At 71.0% G+C, this 15,575-nt stretch carries 14 protein-coding genes; 6 read left to right on the plus strand and 8 right to left on the minus strand.

The window, feature by feature from the left end; all coding sequences use genetic code 11:
• Positions 1-48: 48 nt before the first annotated feature.
• From ACWIHY_RS03400 to ACWIHY_RS03410, 3 genes are read right to left on the minus strand one after another with little or no spacing between them, the layout of a single operon-like run.
• Positions 49-300: a hypothetical protein gene (locus ACWIHY_RS03400; RefSeq protein ID WP_454373901.1), complete on the minus strand. Its 252-nt coding sequence runs from the start codon at positions 298-300 to the stop codon at positions 49-51.
• Positions 297-812 (minus strand): sigma factor-like helix-turn-helix DNA-binding protein, encoded by a 516-nt coding sequence (locus ACWIHY_RS03405; protein WP_454373902.1) that lies wholly within the window; start codon positions 810-812, stop codon positions 297-299. The genes ACWIHY_RS03400 and ACWIHY_RS03405 overlap by 4 nt, the downstream gene beginning before the upstream one ends.
• A 32-nt stretch (positions 813-844) precedes the next feature.
• Positions 845-1,393, minus strand: coding sequence for a MarR family winged helix-turn-helix transcriptional regulator (locus ACWIHY_RS03410; RefSeq protein ID WP_454373903.1), 549 nt, complete (start codon positions 1,391-1,393; stop codon positions 845-847).
• A gap of 145 nt (positions 1,394-1,538) precedes the next feature.
• Here ACWIHY_RS03410 and ilvA point away from each other — a divergent pair, with 145 nt between their 5' ends.
• The 3 genes from ilvA to ACWIHY_RS03425 all read left to right on the plus strand — a co-directional run bounded on the left by ilvA (position 1,539) and on the right by ACWIHY_RS03425 (position 4,751).
• A complete protein-coding gene (gene ilvA, locus ACWIHY_RS03415) occupies positions 1,539-2,768 on the plus strand; it encodes a threonine ammonia-lyase (RefSeq protein WP_454373904.1) in 1,230 nt (409 codons plus the stop codon).
• 160 nt (positions 2,769-2,928) lie between these two features.
• Positions 2,929-3,900: an ATP-binding cassette domain-containing protein gene (locus ACWIHY_RS03420; RefSeq protein WP_454373905.1), complete on the plus strand. Its 972-nt coding sequence runs from the start codon at positions 2,929-2,931 to the stop codon at positions 3,898-3,900.
• Positions 3,897-4,751 (plus strand): ABC transporter permease, encoded by an 855-nt coding sequence (locus tag ACWIHY_RS03425; RefSeq protein WP_454373906.1) that lies wholly within the window; start codon positions 3,897-3,899, stop codon positions 4,749-4,751. Before ACWIHY_RS03420 ends, ACWIHY_RS03425 begins: the two co-directional genes overlap by 4 nt.
• A gap of 123 nt (positions 4,752-4,874) precedes the next feature.
• Here the strand turns inward: ACWIHY_RS03425 and greA are convergent, their stop codons facing one another.
• Positions 4,875-5,372 carry a transcription elongation factor GreA gene (gene greA / locus ACWIHY_RS03430; RefSeq protein ID WP_454373907.1) on the minus strand — a complete coding sequence of 166 codons (498 nt, stop codon included), beginning with the start codon at positions 5,370-5,372 and terminating at the stop codon, positions 4,875-4,877.
• A 146-nt stretch (positions 5,373-5,518) separates the two neighbouring features.
• A complete protein-coding gene (locus ACWIHY_RS03435; protein ID WP_454373908.1) occupies positions 5,519-5,938 on the minus strand; it encodes a DUF4307 domain-containing protein in 420 nt (139 codons plus the stop codon).
• 97 nt (positions 5,939-6,035) lie between these two features.
• Here ACWIHY_RS03435 and mca point away from each other — a divergent pair, with 97 nt between their 5' ends.
• Both mca and ACWIHY_RS03445 read left to right on the plus strand, forming a co-directional pair.
• Positions 6,036-6,917, plus strand: coding sequence for a mycothiol conjugate amidase Mca (gene mca / locus ACWIHY_RS03440; RefSeq protein WP_454373909.1), 882 nt, complete (start codon positions 6,036-6,038; stop codon positions 6,915-6,917).
• On the plus strand, positions 6,910-7,218 hold the full coding sequence (locus ACWIHY_RS03445; protein WP_454373910.1) for a hypothetical protein: 309 nt from the start codon (positions 6,910-6,912) through the stop codon (positions 7,216-7,218). The genes mca and ACWIHY_RS03445 overlap by 8 nt, the downstream gene beginning before the upstream one ends.
• Positions 7,219-7,430: 212 nt before the next feature.
• Here ACWIHY_RS03445 and ACWIHY_RS03450 read toward each other — a convergent pair whose 3' ends face one another.
• Positions 7,431-10,649 carry a tetratricopeptide repeat protein gene (locus tag ACWIHY_RS03450; RefSeq protein WP_454373911.1) on the minus strand — a complete coding sequence of 1,073 codons (3,219 nt, stop codon included), beginning with the start codon at positions 10,647-10,649 and terminating at the stop codon, positions 7,431-7,433.
• Between the two features lie 105 nt (positions 10,650-10,754).
• Here ACWIHY_RS03450 and ACWIHY_RS03455 point away from each other — a divergent pair, with 105 nt between their 5' ends.
• Positions 10,755-12,776 (plus strand): thioredoxin domain-containing protein, encoded by a 2,022-nt coding sequence (locus tag ACWIHY_RS03455; RefSeq protein WP_454373912.1) that lies wholly within the window; start codon positions 10,755-10,757, stop codon positions 12,774-12,776.
• A gap of 285 nt (positions 12,777-13,061) precedes the next feature.
• Here the strand turns inward: ACWIHY_RS03455 and ACWIHY_RS03460 are convergent, their stop codons facing one another.
• Both ACWIHY_RS03460 and ACWIHY_RS03465 read right to left on the minus strand, forming a co-directional pair.
• Positions 13,062-14,264 carry a glycosyltransferase gene (locus tag ACWIHY_RS03460; RefSeq protein WP_454373913.1) on the minus strand — a complete coding sequence of 401 codons (1,203 nt, stop codon included), beginning with the start codon at positions 14,262-14,264 and terminating at the stop codon, positions 13,062-13,064.
• Positions 14,261-15,475 carry a glycosyltransferase gene (locus ACWIHY_RS03465; RefSeq protein ID WP_454373914.1) on the minus strand — a complete coding sequence of 405 codons (1,215 nt, stop codon included), beginning with the start codon at positions 15,473-15,475 and terminating at the stop codon, positions 14,261-14,263. The genes ACWIHY_RS03460 and ACWIHY_RS03465 overlap by 4 nt, the downstream gene beginning before the upstream one ends.
• Positions 15,476-15,575 lie beyond the last annotated feature (100 nt).

Here is a 15,575-nt window from a genome sequence, read left to right on the forward strand (position 1 = left end):
GCCGGAGGGGCTGGAGATGCCGGGGGACGGGGCGCCAGGGATTACGGGCTACCAGCCCTCCAGGGGTGGTGCGACCTCCGACGGTGGGGTCACCCAGGGCTGCTCCAGTACCGCCCACACCGTGAACGCCACCACCGCCAGCCCGAGCAACAGCCACATCAGCCGCCGTGCCAGCATCCGGCGGCGCAGCAGGCGGGCGCCGCGACCGGCGGCGCGCGGGCCCAGGTCCGCCGGGACCGGTGGGTGCGCGCCCTCCAGCATCCGCCGAACCTCGTCCTGCTTGCGGTCGGGGAAGCTCATGGCGTCACCGCCGGAAGAACGGGGGCGGCCGCCGCCGGCGGCCTGCTCCGCATCGCGGCCGTCGCGCGGGTACAGATCGCCCTGACCCGGTCCGCCGGGAGCCCGAGCTGCGCGGCGGCCTGCTCCTCGGCGACGCCCTCGTACAGCCGCAGGACCAGAATCAGCCGCTCCTGCGGTGTCAGCCGCTCCAGCACCCCGCCCCCGGCGACGGCCCTGCCGTGGTGAGGCACGCAGAGCCGGCCCTGCTGGTGGTAGCGCCACGCGCTGCGCGCGAAACGGGCGGCCAGCTCCTGGCGGGTGTGGTCGTACGGGTCCTCGCCGCGAAGCCGCTCCCAGTCCGCGTACGTACGGGCGAGCGCGGCCGTCAGCAGCCGCTGCGCATGCGCGTTGTCGTCCGGCGGCTCCGCCGTCAGCAGGGTCGCGGCATGCAGCAGCCGTCCCGCCGCGCCCGCGACGAACGCCTCGAACTCACGGGCCCTGCGGCGATGCCGGACCGCCTGCCGCTCTCGCACGACCTCATATCAGGCCAGGATCATGCCCCCGGTCAAGAGGTCGGAGTCACCTCGGAGCCGGCCGCCGCGTCACCCGTGCCCGCCTCCGCTCCACCCTCGGCCCCGGCCGCGCTCTGGCGGGCCGACAGCGCGGAGTTGAAGCGCGTGAGGAGCGTGCAGAACGCGTCGCGCTCCTCCTGGCTCCAGCCGTCCGTCACCTGCGCCATGAGTTCGCGCCGTGACGAGCGCACCTCGTCGAGCCGCGCCTGGCCGCGCGGTGAGAGCTGGAGCACGACCGCGCGGCCGTCCTCCGGGTGCGAAGTGCGCTTGACGAGACCCGTGTCGACGAGCGGCGCGACCTGCCTGGTCACGGTCGACGAGTCGATCCCCATGCCCGCGGCCAGCGCCTTGACGCCCATCGGGCCTTCCTGGTCGAGCCGGTTGAGCAGCAGATAGGCCGCGCGGTCCATGGAGTTGCGGACCTGGCCCACGCCGCCGAGCCTGGTCTGCTCGGCGCGGCGGGCGAAGACGGCCACCTGGTGCTGGAGGGCATCGAGGAGGCCAGTGTCCGGATCAGTCGTCATGTCCTGGGAAGTGGGCATGGCTGGGGGCTCTCTTCGTGCGGTGGTCGGTGTGGTGGGGGACAGAGTACGCGGGTGGCAGCGGGTGCGTACCGGCGCTGCGAGAAACGGTGGGGAGCACCGGCCCCGGCGGCCGCCCGGGCACCGGGCTGCCAGACTTGCGGTCATGAGCTTCCGTACGTCCGACCCTTTCCGCAACCTCATCCTCGACGACATCCGCGGGGCGCAGAAGATGCTCTCCGGGGTGGCGAGGAGCACGGCGATGGAAGGCAGCCGGTATCTGTCGAAGCTGGTCGGGTCCCCGGTCCACCTCAAGTGCGAGAACCTCCAGCGGACCGGATCGTTCAAGCTGCGCGGCGCGTACGTACGGATCGCCGGGCTCTCCCCCGAGCAGCGCGCGGCGGGCGTCGTCGCCGCCAGCGCCGGCAACCACGCCCAGGGCGTCGCGCTCGCCTCCACCCTGCTCGGCGTGCGCTCCACGGTCTTCATGCCGCTCGGAGCGCCCCTGCCGAAGGTCGCGGCCACGCGCGAGTACGGCGCCGAGGTGCGCATGCACGGCCAGGTGGTCGACGAGACGCTGGCCGCCGCGCAGGAGTACGCCGACACGACGGGCGCGGCCTTCATCCACCCCTTCGACCACCCCGACATCGTCGCGGGGCAGGGCACGCTGGGCCTGGAGATCCTGGAGCAGTGCCCGGAGGTACGGACGATCGTCGTCGGGGTGGGCGGCGGCGGGCTGGCCGCCGGTATCGCGATCGCCGTCAAGGCGCTGCGGCCCGACGTGCGGATCATCGGCGTCCAGGCACAGAACGCGGCGTGCTACCCGCCGTCGCTGGCGGCCGGGCGGCCCGTGTCGATCGACACGATGCAGACGATGGCGGACGGCATCAAGGTGGGGCGGCCCGGCGACGTACCTTTCGCGGTCATCAACCAGCTGCTCGACGGGGTCGTGACGGTCACCGAGGACGAGCTGTCCAGTGCGCTGCTGCTCTGCCTGGAGCGGGCCAAGATGGTCGTCGAGCCGGCCGGCGCCAGCCCGGTCGCGGCGCTGCTGAGCAAGCCGGAGAGCTTCGAGGGGCCGGTGGTCGCGGTGCTGTCGGGCGGCAATGTCGATCCGCTGCTGATGCAGCGCATCCTGCGGCACGGCATGGCGGCGGCGGGCCGGTATCTGTCGCTGCGGCTGCGCCTGACCGACCGTCCGGGCGCCCTGGCGTCGATGCTGGGGGTGTTGTCGGTGGTGGACGCCAACGTTCTCGACGTGGGTCACGTACGGACCGATCCGCGACTCGGCCTCACGGAGGTCGAAGTGGAGCTGCACCTGGAGACGAAGGGCCCCGAACACTGCGCGGAGGTGCGGTCGGCACTGCGCGAAGGCGGGTACACCGTCATGTCGTGAGGGTTCTTGCAAGGGTTCTTGCAAGGGTTCGTCAAACCCCTCCCCGCGACGCGATGTATCGCGTTACGGTGTAGACCTCGCGCTCCAGCTTCGCCAAGCAGGGCAAGCCCGGCAAATCTAAGATTCGCGCAGGAATTCACCCAACTCTGGGGGACCCCTTATGCCAGGCGCCATCTACGCCGAAGGCCTGGTGAAAACCTTCGGCGACGTAAAGGCTCTCGACGGTGTGGACCTCGACGTGCCGGAAGGCACGGTCCTCGGTCTCCTCGGCCCGAACGGGGCCGGCAAGACCACCGCCGTGCGCGTGCTGACCACACTGCTCCAGCCCGACAGCGGCAAGGCGGTCGTGGCCGGCATCGACGTCCTCAAGCACCCGAACGAAGTACGCCGGTCCATAGGGCTGTCCGGCCAGTTCGCCGCCGTCGACGAGTACCTCACCGGGCGTGAGAACCTCCAGATGGTCGGCAGGCTCTACCAGATGTCCGCCAAGGCCTCGAAGGCGCGGGCCGAAGAGCTGCTGGAGCGCTTCAACCTCGCCGACGCCGCCGACCGTACGGCCAAGACCTACTCCGGCGGCATGCGCCGGCGCCTCGACCTCGCCGCCGCCCTCGTCGTCAGCCCGCCCGTGATGTTCATGGACGAGCCGACCACCGGACTCGACCCCCGCAACCGCCAGCAGCTGTGGGAGGTCATCCAGGAGCTCGTCTCGGGCGGCACGACGCTGCTGCTCACCACCCAGTACCTCGAAGAGGCCGACCACCTGGCCCACGACATCTGCGTCATCGACCACGGCAAGGTCATCGCGCGCGGGACCTCCGACCAGCTCAAGGCCCGGACGGGCGGTGAGCGCATCGAGGTCGTCGTGCACGACCCCGAGCACCTCGCCACGGCCGACGAGGTACTGCGCACCTTCGGCAAGGGCGCGAGCAAGACCGAGCGGCACACCCGCAAGATCACCGTCCCCGTCACCGGCGGCGCCAAGCTGCTCGCCGAGGTCATCCGCGAACTGGACATCCGAGGGGTCGAGATCGACGACATCGGGCTGCGCAGGCCCACCCTCGACGACGTCTTCATCTCCCTGACCGGTCACGCGGCCGAGGCCGCCGAGGAAGAAGCGGAGGCCGCGAAGTGAGCGCCGTAACGGACACCGCACCCGGCACCCGGGCTCCACAGCCGCGCGGCGGTCTCTCCCAGTCGGTCACCGATTCCCTGGTCATCGCCAAGCGGAATCTGATCCGGATGGCAAGGATTCCAGAGATGATCATCTTCGGGCTGATCCAGCCCGTGATGTTCGTCGTGCTGTTCAGCTACGTCTTCGGCGGCTCCATGAGCGTCGGAGGCAGCCTCGACCCCGCCACCTACCGCGAGTTCCTGATGGCGGGCATCTTCGCCCAGACCGTCACCTTCGCCACGGCCGGCGCGGGCGCCGGTATCGCCGACGACATGCACAAGGGCCTCGTCGACCGCTTCCGCTCCCTGCCCATGGCCCGCGGCGCGGTCCTCACCGGCCGCACCCTCGCCGACCTGGTGCAGACGGCGCTGACCGTCGTGGTCCTCGCCGTCGTCGGCCTGCTGGTCGGCTGGCGGATCCACGAAGGCATCCTCAAGGCGCTCGGGGCCTTCGGCCTGCTGCTCTTCCTGGGGTACGCGTTCTCCTGGATCGGGGCGCTCATCGGCCTGTCGGTCCGTACACCGGAAGCGGCCACCTCCGGCGGCCTCATCTGGCTGTTCCCCGTCACGTTCGTCTCGAACGCGTTCGTGGACCCGACGATGATGGCCTCCTGGATCCGCCCGGTCGCCGAGTGGAACCCCTTCAGCGCCACCGTGCAGGCCTGCCGCGAGCTGTTCGGGAACCCCGGCGTCGTCCAGTCCGACGCCTGGCCCATGCAGAACCCGGTCCTCGCCTCACTGCTCTGGTCGCTCGTGATCATCGTGGTCTTCAGGACGCTGGCGGTACGCAAGTACCGCTCGGCCTCGGTCTGACCGACCGCGGGGGGACGACCCGGCGCGACCCGGCAGAACCGGGCACAAGTGGGACAGCAGGAGGCCCCCGGCCGCGAAAACGGCCGGGGGCCTCCTGCTGTCCTGCTTGTCGCTCTGTCCCGCTCAGCCCTGGTACGGCGTGGCTTCGAGGATCTTCACCGAAGCCTTCTTGCCGTTCGGCATCTCGTACTGCGCGTCCTCGCCGACCTTCTTGCCCATCACGCCGGTGCCCAGCGGCGACTGCGGCGAATAGGTCTCGATCTCGGAGCTGGCGTACTCGCGGGAGGCGAGCAGGAACGTCATCGTGTCGTCCTCGTCGCCGTCGAAGGCGATCTTGACGACCGTGCCGGGGGCCACGACACCGCTGGTCGTGGGGGCCTCACCGACCTTCGCGTTCTCCAGGAGCTGGGTCAGCTGGCGCACACGGAGCTCCTGCTTGCCCTGCTCCTCCTTGGCCGCGTGGTACCCGCCGTTCTCGCGCAGGTCCCCCTCTTCGCGGGCAGCCGCGATCTTGCCGGCGATCTCCGTGCGTGCGGGACCCGACAGGTACTCCAGCTCGGCCTTGAGCTGGTCGTACGCCTCCTGGGTCAGCCAGGTGACGCTCTCGCTGGTCTGGGTCACAGGTGCTCCTCGTCGGTACTTGGAATACAAAGCAAGCATCGCCCTACCCAGAAGGATGTGCCTCCAGGGGCGGGCGAAACCACGAGCCTAACAATTCAGGCGGAAAAGGGGGAGGAGAAAAATGGGCGGAGACGGATCACCGCAGGTCAGCCGGTAGAACCCAGGTCCGCGGTGCAGCCTGTCAGCTCGGTGCTGGTCGCCCTGGCCGTCGTACGGACCGAGTAGATCTCGTCGAAGCGCCCGGAGCCCGACTTGTCGATCCGCACGTCCCTGCGACCCACCTCGGTGCCGTCCTCCGCGAGCGAGCGCAGAGTGCAGGTTCCGGTCGCGTCCGCCTTCTTGCGTACCTCGAGGTGGACCTTCACCTCGGAGTCCGAGACGGTGTCGAACTTGATCACCTCGGCGCTGATCTTCTGGCCGGCGATGTAGTCGTAACCGAACCAGGCCGTCATCGCGAGGAGCGCGGCGCCCAGCACGGCGCCCACGATCTTGAGCTTGCGGTCCGCGCGCTCGTCCGCCGAGCGGCCGTAGCGGCCCTCGGGAAGGTCCTGGCGCACCGCGGTCATGATCGTTCCTCCTGGGTCGGGGCATCCGGAATTTTCCGCCCCCCGATTCGGTCACTATAGAAGCCGCTTATTGCGCCGAATCACTGAGGATCGAGTCTTGACTGAGCAGCTGCGACTGATGGCCGTTCACGCCCACCCCGACGACGAGTCGAGCAAGGGTGCGGCGACCATGGCCAAGTATGTGTCCGAGGGGGTGGACGTGCTGGTCGTGACCTGCACGGGGGGCGAGCGCGGTTCCATCCTCAATCCGAAGCTCCAGGGCGACAAGTACATCGAGGACCACATCCACGAGGTCCGCAAGAAGGAGATGGACGAGGCCCGCGAGATCCTCGGCGTCCGCCAGGAATGGCTCGGCTTCGTCGACTCGGGCCTCCCCGAGGGCGACCCGCTGCCGCCGCTGCCGCAGGGCTGCTTCGCGCTGGAGGACATCGACGTGGCGGCGGGACGGCTGGTGAAGTCCATCCGCGCGTTCCGTCCGCAGGTCATCACGACGTACGACGAGAACGGGGGCTATCCGCACCCCGACCACATCATGACCCACAAGATCACGATGGTGGCTTTCGAGGGGGCGGCCGACACCGAGAAGTTCTCGGAGGCGGAGTTCGGCCCGGCCTACCAGCCGCAGAAGCTCTACTACAACCAGGGCTTCAACAGGCCGCGCACCGTCGCGCTCCACGAGGCGCTCGTCGAGCGCGGCATGGAGTCGCCGTACGGCGAGTGGCTGGAGCGCTGGAAGGAGTTCCAGCGGGCGGAACGGACGCTGACCACGTACGTTCCGTGCGCCGATTTCTTCGAGATCCGCGACAAGGCGCTCATCGCGCACGCCACGCAGATCGACCCCGACGGCGGCTGGTTCCGCGTCCCGATGGACGTCCAGCGGGAGGTCTGGCCGACGGAGGAGTACGAGCTGGCCAAGTCCCTCGTCGATACGTCCCTCCCCGAGAGCGACCTGTTTGCGGGCATCCGCGACAATGCCTGATGTGAACGTAACCCTGGCAATGACGCAGTTCGTGCCGCTCGCCGCGGACAAGTTCGACAAGGACAAGGTGACCCCGGGTGTTCTCGGGTTCCTGGTGTTCGCGGCGCTGGCTGTCGGCGTGTGGATGCTGATGAAGTCGATGAACCGCCACATGGGCAAGGTCAACTTCGAAGAGGCGCCGGATCCGGCGGCGGAGCGGGAGAAGGCGACCGCGTCCGCTCCCGGCTCGGCGCCGGCCCAGGCTCAGGCCCCGGCCCCCGCTTCGGGGGACCCGGCGGGGGAGCGACCCAAGGACGCCTAGGGTCCGGGGGGCATGGGGCGGGCGTGATCCCATCGGGACTCGTTCTCCCCTGCCCCTGCCCCTGCCCCTGCTCGCGGTCGTCCGGTGTGGCCTCAAGCGCCGGACGGGCTGGATGGTCGCCGCGACCACATCCAGCCCCTCCGGCGTTCGAGGAGCGGGGTCCGGGAGAAGCCCGGTCCCGGGTCGGAAAGCGGGGGACGGAACCCCGGGGCTCAGCCCCGCGCCACCCCCACCGGCACCCCCATGACCTCCCGCGCATGCCGATTCGGCACCATGCCGAGCCGCCACGCCTGCCACCCCTCCGCCAGATCCACGCCCCGCTCCAGCACCAGCCCGTACGCCTCCGCGCAGTCCTCGAGCTTGCCGTCGCGCGTCGGATGGCCCGCCCGGACCAGCTGGGAAAGCTCCTCCTGGGCCACCGCCGTGCCGATCTCCGAGCCCCCCGGCGAACCGAACGGCAGCAACGTACAGCGCAGGAAGCGGGCCCAGTCCGCGCCGCGATGGTCGTCGTACGAGGTGAAGAGGCGTACCGCCTCGTCGCACAGCTCCAGCGCCTGCGCCGGGCGATTGTTGCCCGCGTCCACAATGGCCAGCTCCAGGCACGTCCACGCCTCGCCGTGCGCCACCCCGATGCGGTGGAAGTCCGCTCGCGCGTCCACCAGCAACTGACGCGCGAAGCCGGAATTGCGTAGATTCCCGGTCTGCGCCGCACGCTGGTCGCGCGTGACCCGCCCCGAGTGGTGCCGCGCGCAGGCCAGCCCGTACACATCCCGCATCCGCGAGAACATCCCGCGCGCCCGCTCCAGCTCACGCACCGCCTGGTCGGCGTCGCCCCGCTCCTCCAGCGCCTGCCCGAGGTAATAGAGCGTCCACGCCTCACCCCGCGCGTCCTCCGCCTCACGGTGCCGGGACAACGCCTGGCGCAACGCGTCGACGGCCGCCGACGGGTCGCCGTCCACCAGCCGCGCCCGGGCCAGCTGCGTCAGCGCCCATGCCTCGCCGCGCCCGTCGCGCGTACGCCCGCACAGATCGAGCGCCTCGCGCAGCTGGACCTCAGCCCCCGGTACGTCGCCCATCCGCAGGCACACCTGCCCGAGCTGGAAGTGCGCCCACGCCTGCCCGTGCAGGCTCTCGCTCTCGCGATGCAGCACCAGAGCGGTGTCGAGGTGGCTGACGGCGTCGGCGAGGTTCGCCCGGTCGCGCTCCACCGCGGCCAGCGCGTGCAGAGTCCAGGCCCGGTCGGCCGCCAGCTCGTCCGACGCCTGGAGCGCCAGCGCCTCGCCCAGCTTCGCCCCCGCCTCCGTCAGATTGCCCTGGTGATGAAGCGTGATGCCCAGCGAACACAGGGCGCGGGCCGCGCCGGCCTCGTGCTGGGCCTCGAAGTACAGATCGACGACCGACGACAAGGTCGTACGCGCCTTGTCGAGCTCACCGAGCTGGCGGGCCGCGATGCCCGTACGCCACTGGACCGACCGCACCAGCAACCCCTGGTCGACGGCCTGCGTCAGCTCGCTGATCTCACCCAGGCGGTAGAGGTCACCGCGCAGCAGGCAGTAGTCGCACAGCGCGCCCAGCAGATTCAGCACCGCCTGCTGATCCACCCCCTCCGCCTGCCGCAGAGCCGCCGTGATGAAGCTCGACTCGTCGTCCAGCCACCGCAGGGCGGCATCCAGCGAAGTGAAGCCGTGAGCTCCGAAATGGCCGGCCCTGGTCGACGTCTTGCCGTCGACCAGACGGATCACCGAGTCGGCCAGCTCACCGTAATTACGGATCAGCCGCTCCTGCGCCGCCCCCCGGTCCGCCGGCTCCTCCTCGTCGAGCAGCCGCGCCTGCGCGAAGGCCCGCACAAGATCGTGCAGGCGATAGCGGCTGCCCCGCACATGCTCGATGAGCCCGGCGCGCGCCAGCGCCGACAGCAACCGCTGAGCCTCGTGCTCGTCGGTCGCCAGCAGCGCCGCTGCCGCCGCCGCGCCCAGACTCGCCCGGCCGGCGAGCGCGAGGCGGCGCAGCAGGCGACGGGCCGCGTCCGGCTGGTCGGTGTAGCGCAGCCGCAACGCGCGCTCCACCGCGTCGACCGGACCGTACGCCGCCAGATCCGTCGCCAGCGCACGCGGCGTACGCGCCCCCAGGGACGACCCCGCGACGCGCAGTGCCAGCGGCAACCCGTCGCACAGCTCGGCGATCCGGTCCGCCGCCTCCGCGTCGTACGGTCCCTCCTTCTCCTCCGCCACCTCCCGCAACAGCTCCTCCGCGCCCACGGAATCCAGCACCTCCACCGGCAGCTGATGCACCCACGCCGGGATGTCGGCCGGCAGATCGAGCGGCTGCCGCGCGGTCACGAGCACCAGACTGTCCGAGCGCTCCGGCACGAGCGTGCGCACCTGCGCCGCGTCCGAGGCGTCATCGAGCACCACCGTCACCGGCAGACCCGTCAGATGCTGGTGATACAGCTCGGTCAGCCTGCGCAACTGCTGCTCCTGCGACGACCGCTCCCGGAAAAGCAGCTGCTCGCGTGGCGCGCCGAGCCGGTTGAGGAGATGCAACAGGGCCTCCCGCGTCGACAGCGGCGTCTCGCCCGCCGTGTCGCCGCGCAGATCCACCACGCACGCGCCCCGGAACTGGTCCCTGAGGTGATGCGCCGCCCGCAACGCCAGCGTCGTGCGCCCCGAACCGGGCGCACCGTGCAGCACCACGACCGTCGGCCGCGTCTCGGTGCTCGCCCGCGCCGCGTGCACCCACTGCGCGATCTGCCCCATCGCGGTCCGCCGCCCCGCGAACGGCCCCTCCGGCTCCGGCAGATGCCCGAAGGACTGCTCCAGTACGGACCGCCTGCGCGCCGCCTGGCTGCGGTCGGCCCCGCGCAGCTGCCCGACGACAGTGGCCTTGTTCGCCGTGGCACCACGGGTCGCGGCCAGCAGGACATGCTGCTGGTCCAGGAACGGCCGTATCCCCCGCACTTCCAGCGCCGTCAGCCACTGCAGCCGCAACTGCTCGGGCCCACCGGGCTGGGCCAGCGCACCGGCCTGCCGGTGAGCGGCGGGCCAGTGCGAGGCGGTGACCTTGGCGACGGTGGCGGCGGCCCCGGCGACCGCGACGACCGCTCCGGCGGCGAGTGCGGTGCCGGAACCCGTACCAAGAGCCATGTCGGCGCCGAAAGCGGCGAGGGCGGCAACGAACGCGACCAGCCCGGGAGTTGCCAGATGCGCACCGCTGAACCGTTCCGCCAGCGACTGCTGCCCGGCCTGCGCCTCGTCCAGCGCCCTGACGTACGCGGCGTACTCCTCCGCCGCCCCCGCTGCCATCGTCTCCATCGAGGCCCGTCCCCGCACGAGCAGCGCATTGGCATCGACCCGCCCACCCGACCGCCGCGCCTGCTCCTCGACGGCCCGTACCAACAGCCGCTCGGCTTCCGCCCGGTGGCTGTCCCGCATGTGCGTCCCCCTCCGAGAGCAACGTGTGCGGGACAAGTGTCCTGCTTGACGCGCGTCAGCGCGAGAGTGACCGGCGATCCGGGAGGGGTCGTGCAGGATGGAGGTATGCCGAACCGACTGGCCCATGAGACGTCCCCCTACCTCCTCCAGCACGCCGACAACCCCGTCGACTGGTGGCCCTGGTCGGCCGGCGCGTTCGAGGAGGCGCACAGGCGTGGCGTGCCGGTGCTGCTCAGCGTCGGGTACAGCAGTTGCCATTGGTGTCACGTCATGGCTCACGAATCCTTCGAGGACGAGCCGACCGCCGCGTACCTCAACGAGCACTTCGTCAACGTCAAGGTCGACCGCGAGGAGCGGCCGGATGTGGACGCCGTCTACATGGAGGCCGTGCAGGCCGCCACCGGGCAGGGGGGCTGGCCGATGACCGTGTTCCTGACCGCCGACGCCGCGCCTTTCTACTTCGGTACGTACTTCCCGCCCGAGCCCCGGCACGGCATGCCGTCCTTCCGGCAGGTTCTCGAGGGGGTCAGTGCCGCCTGGACCGGTCGGCGGGAGGAGGTCGCCGAGGTCGCCGGGAAGATCGTCCGGGATCTGAGCGGGCGCGCGCTCGCGTACGGGGAGCCCGAGCTGCCGGGGGAGGAGGAGCTGGCGCAGGCGTTGCTCGCGCTGACGCGGGATTACGACGCGACGCGCGCGGGATTCGGCGGGGCGCCGAAGTTCCCGCCGTCCATGGTGTTGGAGTTCCTGCTGCGGCATTACGCGCGTACGGGGTCCGAGGGGGCCCTGCACATGGCCGCGGACACCTGTGAGGCGATGGCGCGCGGAGGAATGTACGACCAGCTCGCGGGTGGGTTCGCGCGGTATTCGGTCGACCGTGAATGGGTCGTGCCGCACTTCGAGAAGATGTTGTACGACAATGCGCTTCTCTGTCGTGCGTACGCGCATCTGTGGAGGGCGACCGGTTCGGAGCTCGCGCGGCGGGTGGCGCTGGAGACCGCCGATTTCCTGGTGAGCGAACTCCGTACGCACGAAGGCGGATTCGCGTCTGCGCTCGATGCGGACAGCGACGACGGCACCGGCAGGCACATCGAGGGCGCGTACTACGTATGGACGCCGGAGCAGCTTCGTGAGGTGCTCGGGGAGCAGGACGCGGAGTTCGCCGCGCGGCTCTTCGGGGTGACGGAGGAGGGGACGTTCGAGGAGGGGGCGTCCGTCCTTCAGCTCCCGGTGGGGGAAGGCGTGGCCGATGCGGCGCGGGTCGCCGACGTACGGGCCCGGCTTCTCACGGCGCGCGCGGAGCGGGAGCGTCCCGGGCGGGACGACAAGATCGTGGCCGCGTGGAACGGGCTGGCGATTGCCGCGCTGGCCGAGACAGGGGCGTACTTCGACCGGCCGGATCTGGTCGAGCGGGCCACCGAGGCCGCCGACCTGCTGGTGCGGGTGCACATGGGCGAGGGAGCGAGGCTGGCCCGGACGTCCAAGGACGGGCAGGTGGGGGCGAATGCGGGGGTGCTGGAGGACTACGCCGATGTGGCGGAGGGGTTCCTCGCGCTCGCGGCGGTGTCGGGGGAGGGCGTGTGGCTGGAGTTCTCGGGGTTCCTGCTGGACATCGTCCTCGACCAGTTCGTGGGTGAGGGCGGGACGCTGTACGACACGGCTCACGACGCCGAGAAGCTGATCCGGCGGCCGCAGGACCCGACGGACAACGCGACGCCTTCGGGGTGGACGGCCGCGGCGGGGGCGCTGCTGTCGTACGCCGCGCACACGGGGTCCGAGGCGCACCGGAATGCTGCCGAGCGAGCGTTGGGTGTCGTGAAGACGCTCGGTCCGCGGGCGCCGCGGTTCATCGGGTGGGGACTGGCGGTCGCCGAGGCGGCGCTCGACGGGCCGCGCGAGGTCGCGGTGGTGGGTGCGGGTGACGATGCGCTGACGAAGGAACTGCACCGGGTGGCGTTGCTGAGCGGGGCGCCGGGGGCGGTGGTCGCTGCGGGTGAAGTGGGCAGTGACGAGTTCCCGCTGCTGGCGGACCGGGGGGCGGGGGCGTATGTGTGCCGGCACTTCGTGTGCGATGCGCCGACGTCGGATCCGGGGGTGCTGCGGGAGCGGCTGGGCGAGGCTGCCGACTAGCCCGGCGGCCTTTGCTGCCGGCCCCGGCCGCTCTTTCCGTCCGCTGAGCGGTCGCGCTGCGGGCCCGGCGCGGGCCCCCTGCCGTACGGCCGCGCTGATGGCCCGGTGATGGTCCCCTGCTGCACGGCCCCGGTGCCGCCCCCGCGCAGGTCCCCCGCTGCGGGCCCCGGGCCTCAAACGCCGGACCGGCTGGATGTCACCGCGCCTTCCAGCCCCTGCGGCGTTTGACGAGCGGGGGCGGGGGCGGGCAGGGGAGAAGGAACCCCCGCCCGCCCCCGCCCCACCTCACGGCGTGGGATCGGGAAGCGGGGTCTCGATCCGGACCGGTTCGGCCGGGGCGCGCTCGCCGCGCCGGCGGTAGAGCCAGCCGTCGACCAGCAGGAAGCGGCCCGCGAAGACCACGACCATGCTGAGCGCCGTCGCGGGGACAGGGGCGAGGCCGCCCCAGGTGATGAACAGTGCCGCCAGCGGAAGGCGTGCGACGAGGTCCGCGTTGCCCACCGCCGCGAAGGTGAGCAGGCGTACCGACCTGCGGTGGTGGCCCCGTCGCAGGCGGTAGAGGAGCGAGTCGACCAGGACGAAGTTCCAGAGGAGCCCGGCCTGGTTGGCGATGATTTCGGCGGGGGCGTAGTGCATGCCGCCCGGCCCGTTGAGCAGCCACAGCAGTGCCAGGTTCGGGACGAACCCGGAGAGCCCGATCAGGCCGAAGACCGCGACCCGCGCCCGCGGATCGGCGGTGCGCAGCGTCACGAGGTGGCGCAGGAAGCGCAGGCCCTCCTTCGCGGTCGACTTGGACTCGCCCGCGTGCCGCTCCCCGAAGGAGTACGCCACCTCGGCGATCGCGTGCGGCCGGCACCGTACCGCCAGTTCGAGGAGGATCTTGTAGCCGAGGGGCTGGAGGCCGTCCTCCCCGGTGGCGGCCCGGTCCACCGCTTCCCGGCGGATCGCGAAGAAGCCGCTCATGGGGTCGGTCAGGCCGCGCAGTGCCCGGGGGAAGAGGGACTTCGCGAGAACGGTGGACGCGCCGGACACCAGCATCCGGTAGCCGCCCGCGAGGCCGGACCGGCTGCCGCCCGCGGCGTACCGGCTGGCTACGACGAGTTCCGCGCCGGTCGACTCGCCCCGGGCGACGAGTGCGGGCACGAGCTCCGGCGGGTGCTGGAGGTCGGCGTCGATCACGACGATCCAGGGGGCGGTGGAACGGGCGATGCCTTCGACGACCGCGCCGCCGAGGCCGCCGGTGGGCGTCGCCCTGTGGTGCAGGATGACGGGAAGCGGAGTGGAGTCCGCGGCGTCCTCGATGACCTCGCACGTGTGGTCCGTCGAGTCGTCCGCGAAGATCACCTCGGCGGTGATGCCTGCCGAGGCGACGGCCGCGCCGATCCGGTGCAGCAGCTCGTGGATGTTGTCGGCCTCGTTGAAGGTCGGTACGACGATGGACACGTCGAGCGGCGTGCCGAGCGGCAGGTCGAGTGGGTCCGCCGTCACCGTGCCTCCTGTTGGGGCTCGAGGTGGGCGCCGATGTGGGACGTCAGTTCCCAGTCCCTGCGCCCGGTGTATTCGCGCCAGACGGCGCGCAGCGCGGCCGCGGCGAGTACGACGGCGTACACGGGGCCTCCGATTGTCAGCTTCACGTACTGCCACGGGCCGATGCGGAATCCGTACTCGCGGCCGAAGTCGTGCAGCGCGACGGCCTCGAAGACCATCATCGCGGCGATGGGGACCATCGGCAGCCAGGCGACGAGCGCGATGGGCAGGGACACGCCGCCGACCCAGGCGAGCAGCAGACCGAGCGGGATCATGACGCCGGTGGCGGCCTGGAGGAAGGGCGTGGAGAGGGTGTAGCGGGCGAGGAGGCGCTGGCGCCAGCCCGGGAGGCCGCGCCACTCGCCCTTGCGCAGGACCTGCAGGAAGCCCTGGTTCCAGCGGGTGCGCTGCTTGTAGAGGGCGAGGAGCGTGTCGGGTGTCTCCTCGCGGGTGACGAGCGCGGCGTGGTACGCGACGACGACCTTGGCGCCGCGTGAGGAGAGGCGTACGCCCAGGTCGCAGTCCTCGGCGAGGCAGTCGCCGTCCCAGCCGCCGGTCTCGCGCAGCAGCGCGGACCGGACGAAGACGGTGTTGCCGCCGAGTGGGATGAAGCCCTTGCGGGCGTGCAGGTGCAGGCGGCTGCGGAACCAGAAGAAGTACTCCAGGCAGTTGCGCAGGCTGTACCAGCTGGTGTCGAAGTTGACGAGCTGTACGCCGCCCTGGACCACGTCCGCGTCGTCGCGGCGGAACGCGAAGTCGACGTGGCTGAGCAGCTCGGGGTGGACGACGTCCTCCGCGTCGAAGACGCCGACGACGTCGCCCTTGGCGTAGGGCAGCGCGGTGTTGAGGGCGCGCGGCTTGTTCTTGGCCTCGTGATGGTCCACGACGGTCTGCACCATGTGCGGGTGTTCGGCGGCCAGTTGGTGGGCGATGGCCGCGGTGCCGGGGTCGTCGTGGCCGACGATCAGCACGATCTCGAAGCTGGGATGGTCGATCTTCAGCATGTTCTCGACGGTGTGCCTGAGCACGGTCTCTTCGTGCCGGGCCGGGACGAGCAGCGAGAACGTCACCCCGTGGTGTCCGTCGGGTTCGGCGAAGGCGGTGGCTTCCAGCGTTTCCGGGGTGCGCCAGGCGTGGACCATCCACCAGAGCGTGACGCCGGCGGTGGCCATGAGTATGAGCGAGTCCAATAAAAGGACGGCGGAGACCATGAATTCCCCCCTAGGTCTTCCTCGGTGTTCCGTTATTTCTCTCCCCGCCGGGGAAGCTAGC

The organism is Streptomyces sp. NPDC055287 (assembly GCF_053646035.1).